This window comes from Streptomyces sp. 71268, assembly GCF_029392895.1.
Taxonomy (GTDB): domain Bacteria; phylum Actinomycetota; class Actinomycetes; order Streptomycetales; family Streptomycetaceae; genus Streptomyces.
Genome location: NZ_CP114200.1, coordinates 5,695,751 through 5,714,442, shown reverse-complemented (window position 1 = coordinate 5,714,442; position 18,692 = coordinate 5,695,751). Strand labels below are relative to the sequence as shown.

The following is an 18,692-nucleotide window of genomic DNA, read 5'->3' as shown; positions in this document are numbered from 1 at the left end:
GTGCGGCACTACGGGCGCAGCAGGGACTCGCGGGAGACGTCCCGGCGGTCGAGCTTCTTGTCGTACGGGGCCAGCGGCTTGGCCGTCTGGTCGCCGGACTTCACGGCCGCCGGCTGGACGCCCGCCCAGTCCAGGACGCGCGCGGTGGCCTTCGCCTTCTGGGCGGCGGGCAGCGCGGCGATGTTCGCGCCGTGGTTGGCGCCCGGCGCCGTGTAGACGTAGGAGTCGTTGCGCTTGCCCACGCGGAACGGCTCGGCGCCCCACGGGTCGTTCTCGCCGTTGACGAAGAGCATCCGCTCACCGTTGTGGCGCACCCAGGTGTCCACGTCCCGCATCGTGCGGGGGTCGAACTTCATCGGGATCTCGGCCGGCACGGCGTGCCGCGGCGCGTCGATGCCCGGGTACCGCAGCAGGTCCTTCAGCTTGTCGTACCGCACCGTCGGCCAGCCCAGCTGGGTGCCCGCCTGGTAGTAGTACGGCGTGTAGCCCTCCAGGCCCTGGTCGGTGGTGGAGTCGAAGCCGGAGATCTTGTCGATGTAGTTGTACAGCACGTCGTCGGAGGCGGTCGGCGCCGGCACGTCCGCGCAGTCCTTCTCCAGGCTGTACTGCCAGAACGCCCAGGCCAGGCTGATCACGGCGTTCTCGTACGCCTTGTCGGCGCTGCCCATCACCTTGAACGTGCGGCCCTGCTCGTCCGCCCACTTCTGGTAGCGGGCCACGAGCCGGCCGCGGCGCTCCAGCGCCTCGCGCTGCACGGCCGTCAGGCTGGCGCGGCACTCGCGGTCGCCCACCCGCGCGAAGAACCGGTCGTAGGCCGAGTCCTCCTTGTTGACCACGTCGTTGGGGGCCACGTACGCGACGGTGCCGTCCATGTCGTTCGGGAAGAAGCGGCGGAAGTAGGTGGCCGTCATGCCGCCCTTGCTGCCGCCGGTGGCCAGCCACTTCTTGCCGTAGATCGGCTTGAGGGCCTTGTAGAGGCGGTGCTGGTCGCTGGCGGCCTGCCAGATGTCGAGCTTCTTCCAGTCGGCCGGCTGCGGGCGCGAGGGGGTGAAGAAGCGATACTCCATGGAGAGCTGGTTGCCGTCGATGATCTGCGTCGGCTCGCTGCGGCGCGGCGTGGTGCTCACGTTGTAGCCGGAGGTGAAGAAGACCGAGGGGCGGTCGACGGACTTGTGCAACAGCGTGATCCGCTGCTTGAACGTCCCCTTCGACGGGTGCCGGTGGTCGATCGGCTGCTCGTAGTTGAGGACGAAGAAGCGGTACCCGTCGTACGGCTTCTCCTCTATGAAGCTCATCCCCGGTATGCGGAGGATGCGGTCCTTTATGTCGTCCGACTGCGCGGCCGTGGTGCTCCGTTCGTCCGGCTGCGCGGCGGTGGCCGTCCCTGCCGAAACGCTGCCCACGCCCACGGTGCCGATGAGCACCGCCAGCGCGAGCAGCGATCTGAGCGACTTGTGCATGCTGATCTCCCAGGAGTTCGCAATGGTCGCCGTGAACCTACAAGCGGTCGGGCGCGGGGGCTAGCCCCAGCTCATGCCATCGACGGGGGCTCCTTCGCGCCCGGCCGGCGCCCGTTACGCCACGCCGCCCCCCTCCCCTCCTCGCGTGAGATGACCCATGCTGGTCGGCATGGACCGAGAGGAAAGCCAGGGGCCGGACGGCCCCGAGCCGAGCGAACGGGCCGAACGACTGCGGCGGTACCTGAGCGAACTGGAGCAGCGCGTCGACCCGCGCTCCCTCGAACTGCTGATGCGACTGCTCCGCGAGCTGAGTGTCTCACCGGCCGTGCGCGGCGGCACGTACGAACTGGGCATGGGGCCCGAGGAGCGGGAGCTGTTCACGCCCGCCCTCCAGGCCGAACTGCTCGTGCTGTTCGGCCTGCTCACCTCGCACGACGAGCGGGTCGTGGTCGACCTGGGGGACAGCCCGCACGCCAAGGGCATGAAGGTGCTCGTCCCCCGCGAACGGGCCGACGACCCCGACTTCCTGCGCCGGCACAAGCAGCGGGTGGCCGCCGAGGCCGCCGAACGGGAGGCGGATCGCCGCGAGGTGGAGGCCATCGCGCGGGCCAGCGGCATGGAGCCGTAGCCGGCCGGGTCCGCCGGTGGAGTGACGCCCCGCCCCGGTCGGCCTAACCCGGGGCGGCGGCTCAGCCCGGCACGCCGGCGGTGGCCATGTCGCTGCCCGTGAAGGCGTGCCAGAGCCGGGCGTAGCGACCGCCTTGGGCCAGCAGCTCGTCGTGGGTGCCGTCCTCGACCACCCGGCCGTCGTGCAGCACGACGACCCGGTCGGCGCGGGCGGCCGTCGTCAGCCGGTGGGCCACCACCAGCGTGGTGCGCTGTCCGACGAGCCGGTCGGTGGCCTGGTTGACCAGCGCCTCGGTGGCCAGGTCGAGCGCGGCCGTCGCCTCGTCCAGGAGGAGCACGTCGGGAGCGACGAGTTCGGCCCGGGCCAGCGCGATCAGCTGGCGCTGCCCCGCGGAGAGGTTGCGGCCGCGCTCGGTCACCTCGTGCAGGTAGCCGCCCTCAAGCTGGGCGATCATGTCGTGCGCGCCGACCGCGCGGGCCGCGGCCTCCACGTCGGCATCGGACGCGGTGGGACGCCCGTAGGCGATGGCGTCGCGCACCGTGCCGGGGAAGAGGTACGACTCCTGCGGCACCACGCCGAGTCGGTGCCTGTACCCGGCCAGGTCCAGTTGGCGCAGATCCACACCGTCCACGGTCACCCGGCCGGCCGACGGGTCGTAGAACCGGGCCACGAGCTTGACCAGCGTGGACTTGCCCGCACCGGTCTCGCCGACGAAGGCGACGGTCTGGCCGGCCGGGATGCGCAGGTTGACGCCGGACAGCGCCTCCTCGGGCTGGTCGGCCGGGCCGTAGTGGAAGGACACGTCCTCGAACGCGATGTCGCCGCGCAGCTCCCGCACCTCGCGCGGCGCCTGGGCCAGCGGCGTCGTCGTGGGTTCGCGCAGCAACTCCTGGACGCGGCGCAGCGAGACGGTGGCCTGCTGGTAGCCGTCGAACACCTGGGAGAGCTGCTGCACGGGCGCGAAGAACAGGTCGATGTAGAGCAGGTACGCCACGAGCGCGCCCGCCGTCAGCGTGCCGTCGCTGACCCGGCCGGCGCCGACGATCAGCACCAGCGCGGCGGCCACGGACGACAGGAGCTGCACGAACGGGAAGTAGATCGAGATCAGCCACTGGCCGTGCACCCGGGCCTGCCGGTACGCGTCGCTGCGCTCGGCGAACCGCGCCCGCCCGCTCTCCTCGCGCCGGAACGCCTGCACGATGCGCAGCCCGGCCACGTTCTCCTGCAGGTCCGCGTTGACGGCGCTGACCCGGTCGCGGGCCAGCTCGTACGCCTTGACGCTCTGCCGGCGGAAGAAGACGGTGCCGATGACCAGCAGCGGCAGGGTCGCGAAGACCACCAGGGCCAGTTCCAGGTCGATGACCAGCAGCGCGACCAGGATGCCGAAGAAGGTGAGCAGGCTGACCAGCGCGGTGACCAGGCCGGTCTGCAGGAACGTGGAGAGCGCGTCGACGTCGGTGGTCATCCGGGTCATGACCTTGCCGCTCAGCTCGCGCTCGTAGTAGTCGAGGCCGAGCCGCTGGAGCTGCGCGAAGATCTTGACGCGGAGCGAGTAGAGCACGCGCTCACCGGTGCGCCCGGTCATCCGCGTCTCGGTGACCTGCGCCACCCACTGCACGAGGACCACCAGCAGCGCGAGCCCGGACGCGGCCCACACCGCGTTCAGCGCCATCTCCTGGACGCCCTCGTCGATGCCGTGCCGGATCAGCACCGGCAGCAGCAGCCCGGCCAGGGCGTCCACCGAGACGAGCAGCAGACACAGCGCGAGCGGCTTGCCGAAGCCGCGCAGCAACTGGCGCAACCCGTAGCTGCTCTCCGTCCGGGTGGCGGCCCGCTCGTCGATGCCGGGGGTGTCGGTCGCGGGGGGCAGGGCCGCGACCTTGGCGAGCAGCTCGGGCGTCGCGGGCATCCCGGCCATCGCACCGGCGGTGGTCGCCGCGGGCGGGGCGGCGGGCGCGGCGCCCTTGCCGGCGCCGGGGACGGCCGGCGATGCGGCGTCGACGTCGGTGGGCGCGCGCTGGGCGTCGTCCTTGCGCACCCACAGCTCGGGGGTGACGGCGGGGGCGGCGGCGCGCTCCTGGCGGGCCCGCCCGACGGCGTCGGCGTGGGCCGCGGGGATGTTCCCGGACGCCGTCTCGGCCGCCGCTATCTCGGAGATCTCCTCGATCTCCTCGGCCAGCCGGAAGTCGGCTTCCGCCTCGGCGTCGGCTTCGGCACCGGGTATTCGCTCGGTCGCGGTGCCGGGTATTCGCTCGGCCGACGCGCCGGCGGCCTCGCGTCGCGGGGCGGGGCGGTGGTGGCCCTCGTGGCGACCGGCTCCCCGGCCGTCGGGGCCGTCGCCGGAACCGTCACCGGGGCCACCGTCAGGACCGCCGTCGGGGCCCGTCGCGCCGGTGGGCGCGGCGGCGGGGCGGTCCGTGGGCAGCAGCAGCCCGGCCGCCGCCGCCTCGCCGCCGAAGGCCCCGGCGATGGCGGAGCCACGGTCGCCGGCGGCGGCGCCGTCGGAGCCGGGCCCGCGCGGGGCCCGGCCGGCCACGTCCCGTGGCACGTCGCCCAGCTCGTCGGGGTCGGTCAGCAGGCGGCGGTAGAGCGCGCAGCGCTCGGTCAGCTCGTCGTGCGTGCCGACGTCGACCAGGTGGCCTCGGTCGAGCACGGCGATCCGGTCGGCCAGGGCCAGGGTGGACTGGCGGTGGGCGATGAGCAGCGTCGTGCGCCCGGCCATCACGCCGCGCAGCGCCTCGTGGATCTCGTGCTCCACGCGGGCGTCGACGGCCGAGGTGGCGTCGTCCAGGACCAGCAGCCTCGGGTCGGTGAGGATCGCCCTGGCCAGGGCGATGCGCTGGCGCTGGCCGCCGGAGAGGGTCAGCCCCTGCTCGCCCACCTTGGTGGCGTAACCGTCCGGCAGCTCGTTGATGAAGCCGTCGGCCTGCGCGGCCCGCGCGGCCGTACGGACCTGCTCGTCGGTGGCCTCCGGCAGCCCGTACGCGATGTTCTCGCGCACGCTGTCGGAGAAGAGGAAGCTGTTCTCCGGCACCAGGCCGATCGCGGCGCGCAGCGAGTCGAAGGTCAGGTCGCGCACGTCGTGCCCGCCGATGCGGACCGCGCCGCCGCTCACGTCGTAGAAGCGCGGCAGCAGCAGCGACAGGGTGGACTTGCCGCTGCCCGAGGCGCCCACGACGGCCAGCGTCTGGCCGGGCTCGATGCGCAGCGACACGTCACGCAGCACGGGCCTCGGCCCGGAGTCCGGCGCGTCGGGGTCCGTCGCGGTGGACGGGTTGGCAGTGGTGGCCGGGCCGGCCGTGGTGGTGGTCGGGGTGGCGCTGGCGGTGCCGTCGCCCCCGGTGGCGTCCTCGGCGCTCGCGCCGTCGGCCGTGGTGTCTTCGGCGGTGCCGTAGCCGAAGGTGACGTGGTCGAACTCGACCGTCGCGGGCGCGTCGGCGGGCAACTCGCGGGCGTGTGGCCGCTCGGCTATGCCGGGCTCGGTGTCGATCAGCTCGAAGACGCGCTCGACGCCCGCGCGGGCCTGCTGGCCCACGGTCAGCATCATGGTGAGCATCCGGACCGGGCCCACCAACTGCGCCAGATAGGTGGAGAAGGCGACGAACGTGCCGAGGGTGATCTCGCCACGGGTGGCCATCCAGCCGCCGAGCGCGAGCATGGCGACCTGTCCGAGCGCGGGCACGGCCTGGAGCGCCGGCGTGTACCGCGAGTTGAGGCGGATGGTGCGCATCCTGGCGGCGAACAGCCGGCGGCTGACCTGGCGGAGCTTGCCGGTCTCCTGCTCCTCCTGGCCGAACCCCTTGACCACCCGGACGCCCGTGACCGCGCCCTCCACAACGCCGGCCACGGCCGCCGCCTGCCCCTGCGCGTACCAAGTGGCGGGGAAGAGGCGGTCGCGGCTGCGGGAGGCGATGAACCACAGGGCGGGCGCCACGGCCAGCGCCACCACGGTCAGCAGCGGGGACAGCACCACCATGACGACCAGCGAGATGACGAACAGCAGCACGTTCCCGATCATCATGGGGAGCATGAACAGCAGGCCCTGCACCAGTTGCAGGTCGCTGGTGCCACGGCCGAGCACCTGACCGGTGCTCAGCTCGTCCTGCCGGCGGCCGTCAAGGCGCGAGATGGACTGGAACATCTCGGTCCGCAGGTCGTGCTGCACGTCCAGGGCGAGCCGGCCGCCGTAGAAGCGGCGGAGGTAGGTCAGCCCGTAGACCGCGAGGGCGGCGACGACCAGCAGCGCCGCCCAGGGGGCGAGCGGGCGGTCGCCGGCGACGATCACGTCGTCGATGATCAGCTTCGGCACGAGCGGAACGAGTGCCGTGACGGCCATTCCGGCGAGGGACGCGCCGAGCGCGAGCACCACGTTGCGCCGATACCGCCAGCAGTAACGGGTCAGTCTGCGCGCCCAGCCCTCTTGCTTTGCGCTGGTCGTCGCGGCTGTCGCTGTCACTCCCGGCCTCCCCGTCTCATGGTCATCACCGGAAGGCTGCAACGCCGTGGCGTGCGGATTTCATTCCGCCGTTACAAACCAACGCGCGCACAGGAGGCGCACAAGCGATCGATTAACGCGCCAGCGCCCCCACGCGCGCCGGGACGCGCCCCCACGCGGGCGCACCACGAGGGCCCCGCCCGCGCGCCAGCCACGAACGGGGCCCGGCCCGGTCACGGACAGGGCCGACTCAGCCACGGGCGAAGGCCGGGCCAGCTACGAACGGAGGGCCGACGGGGCCCTGCGGCGACGCAAAAACGCGGCGCCCGCGTACGGACACGGCGCCGGCGCGGCGCTAGGCCGCCGCCGCGTCCACGGGTGACGCGTCGGCGGTCAGCTCCACGGCGGCGCAGTGTGCCGCCACGTCGTCCAGCCGCAGCCCCAGGGTCACGGCGAGCGTCGCGATGGTGAAGAAGGCCGGGGTCGGCGCCCGACCGGTCTCGATCTTGCGCAGGGTCTCGGCGGAGATCCCGGCCGCGGCGGCGACGTCGGTCATGCTGCGTTCGCCGCGCGCCTGGCGCAGCAGCGCGCCGAGGTGACGACCGCGCTCGCGTTCCAGCGGAGTGAGGGGAGTGCGCACCATGCGGCCATTCTAATACCGCCGCCGGTAAAGCTAGCCGGTATAGTTATAACGGTATTGAAATTGGCGTGCCGCCCGGCGACGCCCCCTCCGTCGTGCCAGCGACACCTCACACAGCGGGCCGGGCGAAGCCTGGGCCGGACCGGCGCGGGGCGGTGCGGGCCCCCGCGCCGGGCCGCCGTACACACTCATGAAGGGCCTTGCGGAGATGGTGGAGATCAAGACCGATGGCGAACTCGACGCGATGCGCGAGGCTGGCCGCGTCGTCGGACAGGCGCTGGCCGCCGTGCGGAAGGCGGCGGCGATCGGCGTACGGCTGACCGAACTGGACCAGGTGGCGCGCGACGTGCTGCGGGACGCGGGCGCGGGCTCCCCGTTCCTGAACTACCAGCCGCGGTTCGCGCCGAGCCCGTTCCCCGCCGTGATCTGCGCGTCCGTCAACGACGCGATCGTGCACGGCATCCCGAACGGCTACCGGCTGCGCGACGGCGACCTGGTCAGCATCGACTGCGGCGCCATCGTGGACGGCTGGGCCGGCGACGCCGCCGTCAGCTTCACCGTGGGCACCCCGCGCCCCGCCGACCTACGGTTGATCGAGGCCGGCGAGGCGGCCCTGGCGGCGGGCATCGCGGCGGCCGTGCCGGGGGCGCGCATGGGCGACGTCGGGCACGCCATCGGCAGCGTCGGCCGGGCCGCCGGGTACGGCATCCCCGACGACTTCGGCGGCCACGGCATCGGCCGCCAGATGCACGAGGACCCGCCCGTGCCCAACACGGGCCGGCCGGGCCGGGGTTACGTGCTGCGGCACGGCCTCGTCCTCGCGCTGGAGCCGATGTTCCTGGCCGGCGGCTCGGGCGCGTACATGGCCGACCCGGACGGCTGGACCCTGCGCACCACCGACGGCAGCCGCGCCACCCACAGCGAGCACACGGTGGCCATCACGGACGACGGGCCGCGCATCCTGACCCTGCCGTGACGAAGGGCCGCGCGTTCCTTCCCTGACGTGCGGACCGGGCGTGTGCGCCGAGTGCGGGCGCCGAGTGCGGGCGCCGGCTCACCGGTCGGCGGGCAGCGCGCGTCGCAGCGCACGGTGCAGATCGCGCGCCACCTCCTCCGGCGCCTCCGGATCGTCCCCGGTCAGCCGGCTGAGATGGTCGGCGAACACCTGGGTGAACGCGCCGTACAGCGGGGTGCGGGGGCGGAGTACCGCGCTGCGCAGGGCCTTGCGCACCACGGCGTACGAGCGGGGCCGCCCGTCCTCGGTGCGCGGCATCGGGTCGGCCTCCTCGCCCGCAAGGGACGGCGTGGCCGAACGCGCCGGGCCGCGCGGACAGCGCGCCCCGTCCTCCTCGTACGCGCTGGCCCGGGTCGCGGCGAAGCCCGCTTCGAGCAGGCACCGTTCGCTGTTCCGGCCGGTCAGGAAGCGCAGCAGGTCCTCGATGGCGTCGAGGTTCCGCGCCGGCGCGTGCCGCGTGACGGCGAGGTTCTGCCCGCCGAGCACGGCCTTGCCCGGCAGCGCGGCCAGCCCCAGCCGCCCGTCCCGCAGGTCCTGGTGGAGCACCCCGTACGCGTACGGCCAGTGCCGGAGGAAGGCCGTCCTGCCGGCCGCGAAGTCGGCCAGTAACCGGGCCTCGTCGGACTCCTGCGCGCTGTCGAGGGTGTACGCGCGGTCGATGCGCCGGGTGAACTCGCCGAGCCCGAGGCGGAGTTGCTCCTCGGTGCCGACGTAGCGCCCCTCGTCGTCCACCAGCGGGGCGCCACCGCCGCTGGCCCCCACCGTGGCGAACGCCTCGATGCCGTTGACCGTGAGCCCCTCGTACGAGCTGAGTTGGGTGGTCCACGGCATCGCGTACGCGGTGGGGAGTTCGCCCCGGCCGTGCGCGCGCAGCACCGCCTGCTTCAGGTTCCTGAAGGCGACCCAGGTCGTGGGGTTGGGGCCGAGGCCCGGCGCGTTGACGCCGGCGGCCCTGAGGTAGTCGGGGCGGTAGTAGAGGAGCCCGACGTCGCTGTTGAACGGTACGGCGTACGTCGAGCCCCGCCAGCGGCCGGTCGCCGCGACGGAGGGCAGCACGTCGTCGTCGAGCAGGGAGTCGTCCAGCTCGCGCACCAGGTCCCCGTCGGCGAACTCCGGCACCCAGGTCACGTCCAGGTTGACGACGTCGTAGTGCGAACTGCCCGACTGGAGCGCGCCGAGCAACTGGCTGCGCTGCTGGTCGGCGGTGCCCGGCAGCTCCACCAGGCGGGCCCGCAGCGGGGACCCCGAGCGCCGGCTGCGTTCGTTCCACGCGTCGACCAGTTGCTGCCGCACCCCGCCACGGCCGGTGATGTCCCGGCCGCTGGCGATGACGATGGCGTTGGGGTCGCCGTCGCTGGTGAACGCGCCGTCGTCCGCCCCGCCGCCCGATCCGCCATCCCCCGCCGTGCAGCCGCCGACCGTGGCGAGCGCCGTCAGCACCATCGACACCGCCCACACCACCGCGCGCGGGGCGACCTGCCGTGGCCGGCCCACCCGCCCGGCGCGCCCGGCCCGCGACGCGCGCCCCCCGCGCCCGGCGCGCGCCGCGCCGGGCCGGCCGACGCCGCGCCCCGGGCGCCGTGGTCTCCTCATGCGGCATCCCCCTGATCGCCCTCGGCGGTCTGCGCCACCGCGTCGCGCAGCCCCGCCATCTGGTCGTCGCGCTGGTCGAGGCAGGTGCCGTCGGAGGCGTCGGCGATCCGCCGGTCCGGCTGGCCCGCGTCGCAGCCACGGCTGCTGAACGAGACCACCGCCACCGGCACCCCGTGCTCGCGCACCGCCTCCAACAGGCCGGCCAGGTCCACCCGTGCGCCCCGCCGCCCGTTGTCCTCGTCGTCGGTGAGCAGCACGACCACGCCCGGCCGCTCGTCGCCCGCCCCGCGCCGGGCCATCTCGGCGACCGCGTCCCGCAGCGCCCCGTACGGGTCGGCCTCGTGCTCCGTCGACCGCACCCGCTCCGTCAGTTCGCGTACGACGGCGGCCCGGTCCTCGTGCGTGCCGAACTCCAACAGACCGGTGTCGTACGGGCGCTCGGCACCGTCGGGCGCGGCCACCCGCCACGCGCCGTACTCGTCCCGGGGCCCGAGCCCCTCCATGGAGCGCGCGAGCAGCGCCGGCGCGCCGTCCGGGTCGTCCCACACGCCGGTCATGGACGGGGAGGTGTCGAGCAGGTAGAGGACGCGCCCGGGGCCGCTCGCCGCGCGGTAGCGCTCCAGGACGCGGCCGAGGTCCGCGCCGGTGGGCCCGGTGCGCGACGGCAGCACGCCGGGCCCACCGGGAACGCGCTCGCCACCGGGCGGCGGTTCGCCGTCCTTGGTCCAGAAGCCGGCTTCCCGGAGCGTGCGCTGGCCCTCGGGGCCGGCCAACCAGTCGCTGAAGCCGCTGACCCCCTCGGCGCGAGCGCGCGCCGTGTCCGAGTCCTGGTCCGCCCCCTCCCAGGTGAGCGAGACGGCCACCGGGGCCAGGGCCGGCACGTCGTCCGGGTAGACCACCCGGCGCGGCACCCGGGTCTGAGCGCCGCACTCCAAGGCGCCGGAGCGCAGCAGGTACTCGGGCACGATCGCGGCGGTGCCGCGGTCGGCCTCCCGGTCCCCGGCCAGCGCGCACAGCAACCCGGCTCCGTCGGGGGCCAGCGGCCCGGCGTGCGCCAACCGCCGCTCCACAGCACCGGCCTGCTGGGCCCCGTACAGCGCCCGCGTCGCGAACAGGGCCGCGTCGGCCGACTCGGGGTCGGGCCGTCGTACGTGGCGGCCGGGCCCGGCGTCCAGGAACGCGTCGATCAGGTCCGCCAGCCGGCCGCCGCGCGGTCCCGTCTCGCGGCTGCCGGGCGGGGCGGGCAGGGCGAGCACCGTGGGCGAGTAGCCGAGGGGGGGAGAGGTGTCGACGAACCGTACGTCCTGACTGGCCTGGTGGGCGCGCTCCACGTCCGCCGCGCTCGCCGGAATCCACAGGTCGGGCTGGGCCCCCACGTCGCGCTGCGGGTCCAGCGGCGCGGCGGACGGCTCGGCGCCCGCGCCGGCGGAGTTGCCGCCCGTGGACGCGCCGGCGGTGGCGGTGCCGTCGGTCGGAGCGCCGTCGGTGGGGCGGGGGGCCTGGCCCGGGGGCTTCTGCCACACGTTGGACAGGTCGTGGAAGGCGGTGATCACATCCGAGGTACGGGCCGCGTACACGGTGATCCCGACCCGGGCGCACGCCCCGTCCGGGTGGTTGGCCGGGGAGAGGGTGTACTTCTGGGCGGCGTCGCGCACGACCCGGTGCAGGTCGGGGTCGGTCAGCACGCGCAGCTCCTGCGGCGGGGCGCAGGCCCGCGCGGTGCGGCTGTCGCCGGCCGCGTACAGCAGCGTCCCCACCAGGGCCAGCACCGCGGCGGCGGCCAACGTGGCCACCGCCCAGCGCCGCGACCGGCGCGGGCGCGACCAGCGGAGGCGCGACCGGCGTGGGGCGGTGCGGGGCGTCCAGCGCCGGCGCGGCCGGCGGCCCGGCGACAGGGGCTCCGCCACCGGGGGCTCCGCCGCTGGAGCCACCGCTGCCGGGGGCCCGGTGGCCGCTGGCTCGGCCACGGCGGGCTCGTCGCTCGAAGGCCCGCCGCTCGGAGGCCCGTCGCTCGGGGGTTCGGCACGCGTGGGCTCGGCGCTCGCGGGCCGGGGTACGGCCCCGGGGTCGGGCTCGGCCCCGGGCCCGGGTGGCGGCGGGGCCGGGGGCGCGGGTTGGCGCGCCCCAGCTCGTAGGTCATCTCGTACGTCGGGCGGCCGGGGTGTGGCGGGTCGGGGCGGGGGGACGGGCTCGTCGTCGGCGCGGGCCAGCACGACGTCCGCGTCGGGGTCGCCCTGTCGGAGCTGCGGCACCCACGGCTCGTCCGAGAGGGTGCGGTGGCCGGCCATCCGCTTCCGCAGCGCGGGGCCGAGGGCGGAGAAGGTCACGGGGCGCCCCGGGGCCGTGCCGCGTAACACGTCGAGCAGCGCCGCCGTGAACGGCGTGGGCGTCTCGGCGGGCCCGGCGTCGATCCGTCGGTTCGCCTGGACCGCGGCCACCAGGAAGAACCGCCGCCGCTGCTCGAACCCCTCCAGGACGCGCGCGGCGTTGCCCGCGAAGCAGCAGTCCAGGACCACCACGATCTGCCGCGCCGGCGAGGTGGCCAGCACGCTGAGCACCGTGGTCAGCGAGACCGAACCGACGAAGACCTGCCGCTCGCCCGGCACGGTGCGGGCCCCGGGGAGTTGCAGCCACAGTTCGTCACCGGAGAACGGGACGGCGCCGTGCCCGGCGAAGTAGAACAGCAACACGCCCCGGGTCTCGGCGGCGACCTGCCCCAGCAGCACGTGGAAGTCGTCCGTGCCGGACGGCTCCACCGACACGACGCCGGTACCCGCCCCCTCGTCACCGTCGCCGGCACCAGCACCAGCACCAGCACCAGCACCAGCACCAGCACCGAACACGCCACCGGTCCGCAGCGTCGCGGCCAACTCCGCGAGGCTGGCGCGGACCGCGAGCAGGTCGCCCGGCACCACGCCGGGGTACTTCCCCGCCTTGTGCGCGTACTCGGGCACGCCCACGAGCAGCGCCCGGTTGCCCCCGCCCCGGGGGTCGCATGCCGGCATGAGCCCTACTCCTCGCCCTCCGTATCGGAGTCCGAGGCGTCGTCCGTCCACTCGTCGATGACCTGGGGTGGTGTGCCGCCCTCCACCTGGTGGCGATTCTCGCTCCAGGCCCTGACGCCCCGTTTGACCGCGTCGTACAGGTCGGCCAGGGCCGGCTGGGCCAGCAGGCCCACCGCCACGATCAACAGCTCGTTCGCGTCGCCCATCGGGTGGCCGTCGCCGTCCTCGACGGGGGCCGTCCGCATCTCGATACGGACCGCGCCCTGCCGCGTCCACTGCTCAAGAAGCTGCTCCCGCTCCAGCCACGCGCGGAGCGCGGCCGTCTCCCGATCGGTGTCGGGCCCACTCAGCCGGAGCCGCAACGCCGGGCGTCGCCGCTCATTTCTCTGCGTCATAAGCGCCCATACTCGCACCGCCCTTATGACATCTCAGAGAAGTGCGCCGAAGAACGTAACCATGCTGTTATGGTGCAGCGTTTGCCGCGCATTCGCGGCCACCTTATTGCAGGGCACGCGAAATGCGGGGCGACGGAAAAGTCCCGTTCACCGGCGCGTTGTTGCGCACGTTCCCCCTGTGACGCAAGTGGCCCCCGCGCCCCCTGAGTTACCCACTCTGATCAGCGGTGTCGCCGCCACCGACCGACCCGTACGGTACATCGGCCGGCCGCCGGAAAGAAGGCGGGCCGCAATGCGCGCCGACACACTTCGACTCGCACACCGCCCTCGTCTTCGGCCGGACCGCGCACGGAATCGCCCCCTCTCTCACCCGTCGGCGTTTTCCCGCTAAAGGGAAAGTGCGATTCCGATCCACGAAGCGGAGAATTCCACCGGCGCGGCGATCCCGGGGCCGGCGGCACGCATTCCGCCGGGCGACTACTCCGCGCGGGCCGCCGCGATCTGGCGGGACATGATCGTCGTCAGCTCGTACGCCGTGTGCGAGGCCGCGACCGAGGTGATCTCCGCGTGGTCGTACGCCGGGGCGACCTCGACCAGGTCGGCCGAGACGAGGTGGCAGTCGGCCAGGCCGCGCAGGATCTCCAGGAGTTCGCGCGAGGTGAGGCCGCCGGCCTCCGGGGTGCCGGTGCCGGGGGCGTGGGCCGGGTCGAGCACGTCGATGTCGATGGAGACGTACAGCGGACGGTCGCCGATGCGCTGCCGCAGCTGGTCCGTGACCTCGTCCACGCCGCGCCGCATCACGTCGGCCGACGTGACGATGCCGAAGCCCATCTTGGCGTCGTCGTCCAGGTCCTTCTTGCCGTACAGCGGGCCGCGCGTGCCGACGTGCGAGAGCGCGGAGGTGTCCAGGACGCCCTCCTCGACCGCGCGGCGGAACGGCGTGCCGTGGGTGTACTCGGCGCCGAAGTAGGTGTCCCAGGTGTCCAGGTGCGCGTCGAAGTGCAGCAGCGCGACGGGGCCGTGCCGCTTGGCGACCGAGCGCAGCAGCGGCAGCGCGATGGTGTGGTCGCCGCCCAGGGTCATCATCCGGGCGCCGGTGGCCAGCAGGTCGTCGGCCGCGGCCTCGATGGTCTCGACGGCCTCGTTGATGTTGAACGGGTTGGCCGCGATGTCGCCCGCGTCGGCGACCTGCGCGAGCGCGAACGGCGACGCGTCCTGGGCCGGGTTGTACGGGCGCAGCAGCCGCGACGCCTCCCGTATCGCGTTGCCGCCGAAGCGCGCGCCGGGCCGGTAGGAGACCCCGCTGTCGAACGGGACGCCGACCACGGCGACGTCCGCCGCGCCGCCCACCTCGTCCAGGCGGGGCAGCCGCGCGAAGGTGGCGGGTCCGGCGTAACGGGGCACGCGGGACGAGTCGACGGGGCCCACGGGCTCGGGGGTGGCGCTGCTCATGCGACGACCTCTCCTGTCTTGGGGCGACGCGGCCCGGTCGGGCGCGCGGCTCTTGCGGCGACGTGACTCATCCGGACGGCGTAGCGCGCGGGTCGCGCGGGCCGGCACGGGTCTTCCTCGCGGCACGCCCTCGCGCGCGTGCCGCCGGCGCCCGCGCCGGCGTACCCGCGCGGATGCTGTGGATGGGTGGCCCACCGGTGTACCGGCGCGGCTTCTGGAGGCTACGACCCCCGCGCGGCGCTTCGACATATACGTTTCGAAGCGGGCCCCGGATCGTTTACGCCACGGTGTCCATGACGCCGGTCACGTGCGCGCCGGCGCGCCCCGCGCGGGGCGCGCCCGGGACTCCGTGAGGCGCGTATGGATCACATTGATCAGACGTTCAGCCCATCTCGGGCCGCGCGCGGCACAATGGTCAGCATGCCGATACCCAGCCCCGTGCCCGACCGGGCCGCATTGGTCGACCATCTGGTTCGCACCCGCATCGCGGGCAACGTCGCCACCCCACGCGAGAACAACCTCTCCCACTACCGCAAGCTGGCAAACGGCGACCGCCACTACTGGCTCGGTCTGGAACTCGGCGACCGCTGGAGCGACGAGCAGGACGTGCTGGCCGTGATGGCCGAGCGGTGCGGGGTGATCGACGACCCCGAGTACCGCACGGGCCAGGACACCATCGACCCGCAGCTCACGGTGGACGCGCTGGACCGCAAGGCGGCCGTGTTGCGCAAGGCGGCGGAGAGCCAGAGCCGCGTGCTGTTCGCGACCGGTCACCCGGGTGGCCTCATCGACGTGCACCGCAGCGTCGCGGCCGGACTGCGCGCGGCCGGCTGCGAGATCGTGGAGATCCCCGGCGGGCTCCAGGCCGACGAGGGGTTCGTCTTCCAGTTCGCGGACGTGGCGATGCTGGAGCGCGGCGCCACGCTGTGGCACACCCACTCCCCCGAGCCGATGGCCGCCATCCTGGACGGCCTGACCAGGGAGGGCCGCCCGCTGCCCGACCTGGTGGTCGCCGACCACGGCTGGGCCGGGTGCGCGGGCCAGCGCGGCATCGACGCCGTCGGCTACGCGGACTGCAACGACCCGGCCCTCTTCATCGGCGAGGCCGAGGGCACGCTGGCGGTCACGGTGCCGCTGGACGACCACGTCACCAACCCGCGCTTCTACGACCCGATGACCGCCTACCTGCTCGACGCGGCGGGCCTGGCGGCGCTCCCGTAACCACCGGCACCCCGGCGGCCCCCGCCCGGCACCGTCGGCCCCGATTCGGGACTACGGCCGGCGCGGGGCGCGGGGTGTGCGGATCAGCCCCTCCTGGATCACCGAGACCGCCAGCCGCCCGTCGGCGGTGTAGATGCGGCCCTGGCCGAGCCCTCGGCTCCCGGAGGAGGACGGGCTCTCCTGGTCGTACAGCAGCCACTCGTCCGCGCGGAACGGGCGGTGGAACCACATCGCGTGGTCCAGGCTGGCGCCCACCACGTCCCCGATCACCCAGCCGCCCCGGCCGTGCGCGAGCAGGATCGAGTCCAGCAGGGTCATGTCGGAGACGTAGGTGACCAGGCACACGTGCAGGAGCGGGTCGTCATGCACGCCGGCCAACTTTCCGTTGGTACGGAACCACACCCGCGAGCGCGGCTCGCGCGCCTGGCCGGCGCTGACGAACGGCGGGTCGGCCACGTACCGCAGGTCCACCGCCGCCCGGGCCGCCGCCAGGCGCGGCAGCACCGTGGGGTCGGGGAACCGGTCGGCGTGCTGGGCCAGCATCTCCTCGGTGGTCGGCAGGGTCAGCGGGTCGGGCGCGGCCGGCATCTCCGCCTGGTGCTCCAGACCGTCCTCGGCCCGCTGGAAGGAGGCGGAGAGGTGGAAGATCGGCCGCCCGTGCTGGACGCCGACCACGCGCCGGGTGGTGAAGGACAGCCCGTCGCGGATGCGGTCGACGGTGTAGACGATCGGGGCGCCCGGGTCGCCGGGGCGCAGGAAGTAGGCGTGCAGCGAGTGCGGCGGGCGGTCGGAGGGCACCGTACGGCCCGCGGCCACCAGCGCCTGGGCGGCCACCTGCCCGCCGAACACCCGTGGCACCAGGGACGGGCGGCTCGTGCCACGGAAGATGTCCCGGTCGATCCGCTCCAGGTCGAGCAGGGCGAGCAGGTCCTCAAGTGCTTCGCTCATGGCGGTCGCTCGAACCCGCCTACAGGCCCATGGACTTGGCCACGATGGAGCGCATGACCTCGCTGGTGCCGCCGTAGATGCGGCTGACCCGGGTGTCCGCGTACAGGCGGGCGATGGGGTACTCCATCATGTAGCCGTATCCGCCGTGCAGTTGCAGGCACTTGTCGATGACGACGGCCGCGCGCTCGGTGGTGAACAGCTTGGCGGACGCGGCGTCGGCGGCGGAGAGTTCGCCGGCGTCGTGCGCGTCCAGCGCGCGGTCCACGACCGCCTGCAGGGCGTCCACGTCGGCCTTGCAGTCGGCCAGCACGAACTTGGTGTTCTGGAACGAGGCCACCGGCTTGCCGAAGACCTCGCGCTCGCGCACGTACCCCTTGGCGAACTCCACCGCCGCCGCGGCCTGGGCGTACGCGCCGACGGCGATGCCCAGCCGCTCCTGCGGCAGGTTCTGTCCGAGGTAGGAGAACGCCTTGCCCTCTTCGCCGAGCCGGTCCTCGACGGGCACCCTGACGTCGGAGAAGGAGAGTTCGGCGGTGTCGGAGGTCTTCAGGCCCAGCTTGTCGAGCTTGCGGCCGACCGCGTACCCCTCGGACCTGGTGTCCACGACGAGCAGCGTGATGCCCGCCCGCCGGTCCTCGGGGGTCGGCTGGGCAGTGCGCGCGCAGACGATGACCCGGTCGGCGAGCACGCCGCCGGTGATGAACGTCTTGGCGCCGTTCAGTACGTAGTGCGTGCCGTCCGCCGACAGCTTGGCGGTCGTCCTCATCCCCGCGAGGTCCGAGCCGGTGCCGGGCTCGGTCATGGCGATGGCCGTCATCATCTCGCCGGTCACGAACGGCGGCAGCCAGCGCCGCTTCTGCTCCTCGGTGGCGTACGCGAGCAGGTACGGCAGGCAGAGCGCGGTGTGCACGCTGGAGCCGCCGAAGCTGACGCCGGCCCGGGCGCACTCCTCCGTGATGACCGCGTGGAACTTGAAGCTGGTCTCGCCGGCCCCGCCGTACTCCTCGGGCACCTCGATACCGAAGACACCCAGGTCACCGAGTTTCCTGTAGAACTCGCGGGGAACCTGGCCGGCCTCGATCCACTGGTCGTAGACCGGCACCACCTCGGTCGCGATGAAGTCGCGGATCGTCTGCCGGAACGCCTCGTGGTCCTCGTTGAACACCGTACGGCGCACGCTGCCTCCTCAGTGCGGCAAAACCCTCCCCGGCCGACACCCGCCCGGGGCTCGCGCGGGCACGGTCGCCGGCCCCGCAGGTTGACTAAGCGCTCGCTCAGAAAAGTTACCTGCGGGTTGTGGGGGCTGTCCAGGGGCGCCCGGGCGGCAGCGGCGGCACGGTCACGTGAGTAACGGGACTCGAACCCGCGACATTCGGGACGAGAGGTGCGGTGGGTAACGGGACACGGAGCCCGGCCGTTCCGCGCGACGCGCCCGACCCCCGCGAAGGAGAGCGTACGGGAGCACTGCGGGCGCCTGGGGGTGGCGTCCTGCGACGGAGCATAAGGCGCCACGCGACAGTCATTGCTTCACATATGATGCAGACATAGCGATCTTGGTGCCTTGGGCTTGCATGCGTGCAAGACGATCCCCGCCACGCCCGTGCCCACGCCACCCGCCACCGGGTCGGCGCGCGCATCCGGGCCCTGCGGGAGGAGCGCCGCTGGTCGCAAGAGCACCTGGCCGAGCGCGCCGGCATCAGCAGGCAGACGATGTACCGGACGGAACTGGCGACGCACGCGGCCACCATCGATGTGCTCGCTCTCATCGCCGAAGGCCTCGGCGTCCCGCTCACCGACCTCGTACGCGACAGCGAGTAGGTTGGCCGCCGCAGGCCTCGGGGCGGGCGCGGCGGCGGCCTGGGACTGGGTGCGGCGAAGGCGGGACGGGCGACGCGCCTCG

13 protein-coding genes are annotated in these 18,692 nt (G+C 73.8%); 4 read left to right on the top strand and 9 right to left on the bottom strand.

Annotation, left to right across the window (positions count from 1 at the left end):
- Positions 1-8: 8 nt before the first annotated feature.
- On the bottom strand, positions 9-1,460 hold the full coding sequence (locus OYE22_RS22665; protein WP_277322104.1) for a S28 family serine protease: 1,452 nt from the start codon (positions 1,458-1,460) through the stop codon (positions 9-11).
- Between the two features lie 169 nt (positions 1,461-1,629).
- Between OYE22_RS22665 and OYE22_RS22660 the strand changes: the two genes are divergently transcribed.
- Positions 1,630-2,088, top strand: a complete 459-nt coding sequence (locus tag OYE22_RS22660; RefSeq protein WP_277322103.1) for a hypothetical protein — start codon at positions 1,630-1,632, stop codon at positions 2,086-2,088.
- A gap of 61 nt (positions 2,089-2,149) precedes the next feature.
- On the opposite strand, the gene OYE22_RS22655 is transcribed toward OYE22_RS22660, so the two are convergent.
- On the bottom strand, positions 2,150-6,544 hold the full coding sequence (locus tag OYE22_RS22655; protein WP_277322102.1) for an ABC transporter ATP-binding protein: 4,395 nt from the start codon (positions 6,542-6,544) through the stop codon (positions 2,150-2,152).
- A gap of 334 nt (positions 6,545-6,878) precedes the next feature.
- Positions 6,879-7,166, bottom strand: coding sequence for a helix-turn-helix transcriptional regulator (locus OYE22_RS22650; protein WP_277322101.1), 288 nt, complete (start codon positions 7,164-7,166; stop codon positions 6,879-6,881).
- A gap of 205 nt (positions 7,167-7,371) precedes the next feature.
- On the opposite strand from OYE22_RS22650, the gene map reads away from it, so the two are divergent.
- A complete protein-coding gene (gene map / locus OYE22_RS22645; protein WP_277324279.1) occupies positions 7,372-8,139 on the top strand; it encodes a type I methionyl aminopeptidase in 768 nt (255 codons plus the stop codon).
- 78 nt (positions 8,140-8,217) lie between these two features.
- On the opposite strand, the gene OYE22_RS22640 is transcribed toward map, so the two are convergent.
- The 4 genes from OYE22_RS22640 to speB form a co-directional block, all read right to left on the bottom strand.
- The gene (locus OYE22_RS22640; RefSeq protein WP_277322100.1) at positions 8,218-9,771 is read right to left on the bottom strand and encodes an extracellular solute-binding protein; all 1,554 of its coding nucleotides are present in this window, start codon (positions 9,769-9,771) and stop codon (positions 8,218-8,220) included.
- A complete protein-coding gene (locus OYE22_RS22635; protein ID WP_277322099.1) occupies positions 9,768-12,776 on the bottom strand; it encodes a substrate-binding domain-containing protein in 3,009 nt (1,002 codons plus the stop codon). Before OYE22_RS22635 ends, OYE22_RS22640 begins: the two co-directional genes overlap by 4 nt.
- Positions 12,777-12,781: 5 nt before the next feature.
- On the bottom strand, positions 12,782-13,171 hold the full coding sequence (locus tag OYE22_RS22630) for a hypothetical protein (protein WP_277322098.1): 390 nt from the start codon (positions 13,169-13,171) through the stop codon (positions 12,782-12,784).
- A 477-nt stretch (positions 13,172-13,648) separates the two neighbouring features.
- A complete protein-coding gene (speB, locus tag OYE22_RS22625) occupies positions 13,649-14,623 on the bottom strand; it encodes an agmatinase (protein ID WP_277322097.1) in 975 nt (324 codons plus the stop codon).
- 411 nt (positions 14,624-15,034) lie between these two features.
- On the opposite strand from speB, the gene OYE22_RS22620 reads away from it, so the two are divergent.
- Complete coding sequence (locus tag OYE22_RS22620) at positions 15,035-15,844, top strand: phosphatase (protein ID WP_277324278.1); 810 nt, start codon at positions 15,035-15,037, stop codon at positions 15,842-15,844.
- Between the two features lie 51 nt (positions 15,845-15,895).
- Here OYE22_RS22620 and OYE22_RS22615 read toward each other — a convergent pair whose 3' ends face one another.
- Together OYE22_RS22615 and OYE22_RS22610 are read right to left on the bottom strand one after the other, a co-directional pair.
- Positions 15,896-16,792, bottom strand: a complete 897-nt coding sequence (locus tag OYE22_RS22615) for an acyl-CoA thioesterase II (protein WP_277322096.1) — start codon at positions 16,790-16,792, stop codon at positions 15,896-15,898.
- A gap of 19 nt (positions 16,793-16,811) precedes the next feature.
- The gene (locus OYE22_RS22610; protein ID WP_277322095.1) at positions 16,812-17,969 is read right to left on the bottom strand and encodes an acyl-CoA dehydrogenase family protein; all 1,158 of its coding nucleotides are present in this window, start codon (positions 17,967-17,969) and stop codon (positions 16,812-16,814) included.
- 398 nt (positions 17,970-18,367) lie between these two features.
- Here OYE22_RS22610 and OYE22_RS22605 point away from each other — a divergent pair, with 398 nt between their 5' ends.
- On the top strand, positions 18,368-18,610 hold the full coding sequence (locus OYE22_RS22605) for a helix-turn-helix transcriptional regulator (RefSeq protein ID WP_277322094.1): 243 nt from the start codon (positions 18,368-18,370) through the stop codon (positions 18,608-18,610).
- Positions 18,611-18,692: the final 82 nt, after the last annotated feature.

Excerpts from the sequence above, each read along its gene's own strand:
- map (WP_277324279.1), top strand. The coding sequence starts at position 7,372 with ATGGTGGAGATCAAGACCGATGGCGAACTCGACGCGATGCGCGAGGCT.
- OYE22_RS22660 (WP_277322103.1), top strand. The coding sequence starts at position 1,630 with ATGGACCGAGAGGAAAGCCAGGGGCCGGACGGCCCCGAGCCGAGCGAA.
- OYE22_RS22615 (WP_277322096.1), bottom strand. The coding sequence starts at position 16,792 with ATGAGCGAAGCACTTGAGGACCTGCTCGCCCTGCTCGACCTGGAGCGG.
- OYE22_RS22635 (WP_277322099.1), bottom strand. The coding sequence starts at position 12,776 with ATGCCGGCATGCGACCCCCGGGGCGGGGGCAACCGGGCGCTGCTCGTG.
- OYE22_RS22630 (WP_277322098.1), bottom strand. The coding sequence starts at position 13,171 with ATGACGCAGAGAAATGAGCGGCGACGCCCGGCGTTGCGGCTCCGGCTG.
- OYE22_RS22650 (WP_277322101.1), bottom strand. The coding sequence starts at position 7,166 with ATGGTGCGCACTCCCCTCACTCCGCTGGAACGCGAGCGCGGTCGTCAC.
- OYE22_RS22640 (WP_277322100.1), bottom strand. The coding sequence starts at position 9,771 with ATGAGGAGACCACGGCGCCCGGGGCGCGGCGTCGGCCGGCCCGGCGCG.
- speB (WP_277322097.1), bottom strand. The coding sequence starts at position 14,623 with ATGAGCAGCGCCACCCCCGAGCCCGTGGGCCCCGTCGACTCGTCCCGC.
- OYE22_RS22620 (WP_277324278.1), top strand. The coding sequence starts at position 15,035 with ATGGTCAGCATGCCGATACCCAGCCCCGTGCCCGACCGGGCCGCATTG.
- OYE22_RS22665 (WP_277322104.1), bottom strand. The coding sequence starts at position 1,460 with ATGCACAAGTCGCTCAGATCGCTGCTCGCGCTGGCGGTGCTCATCGGC.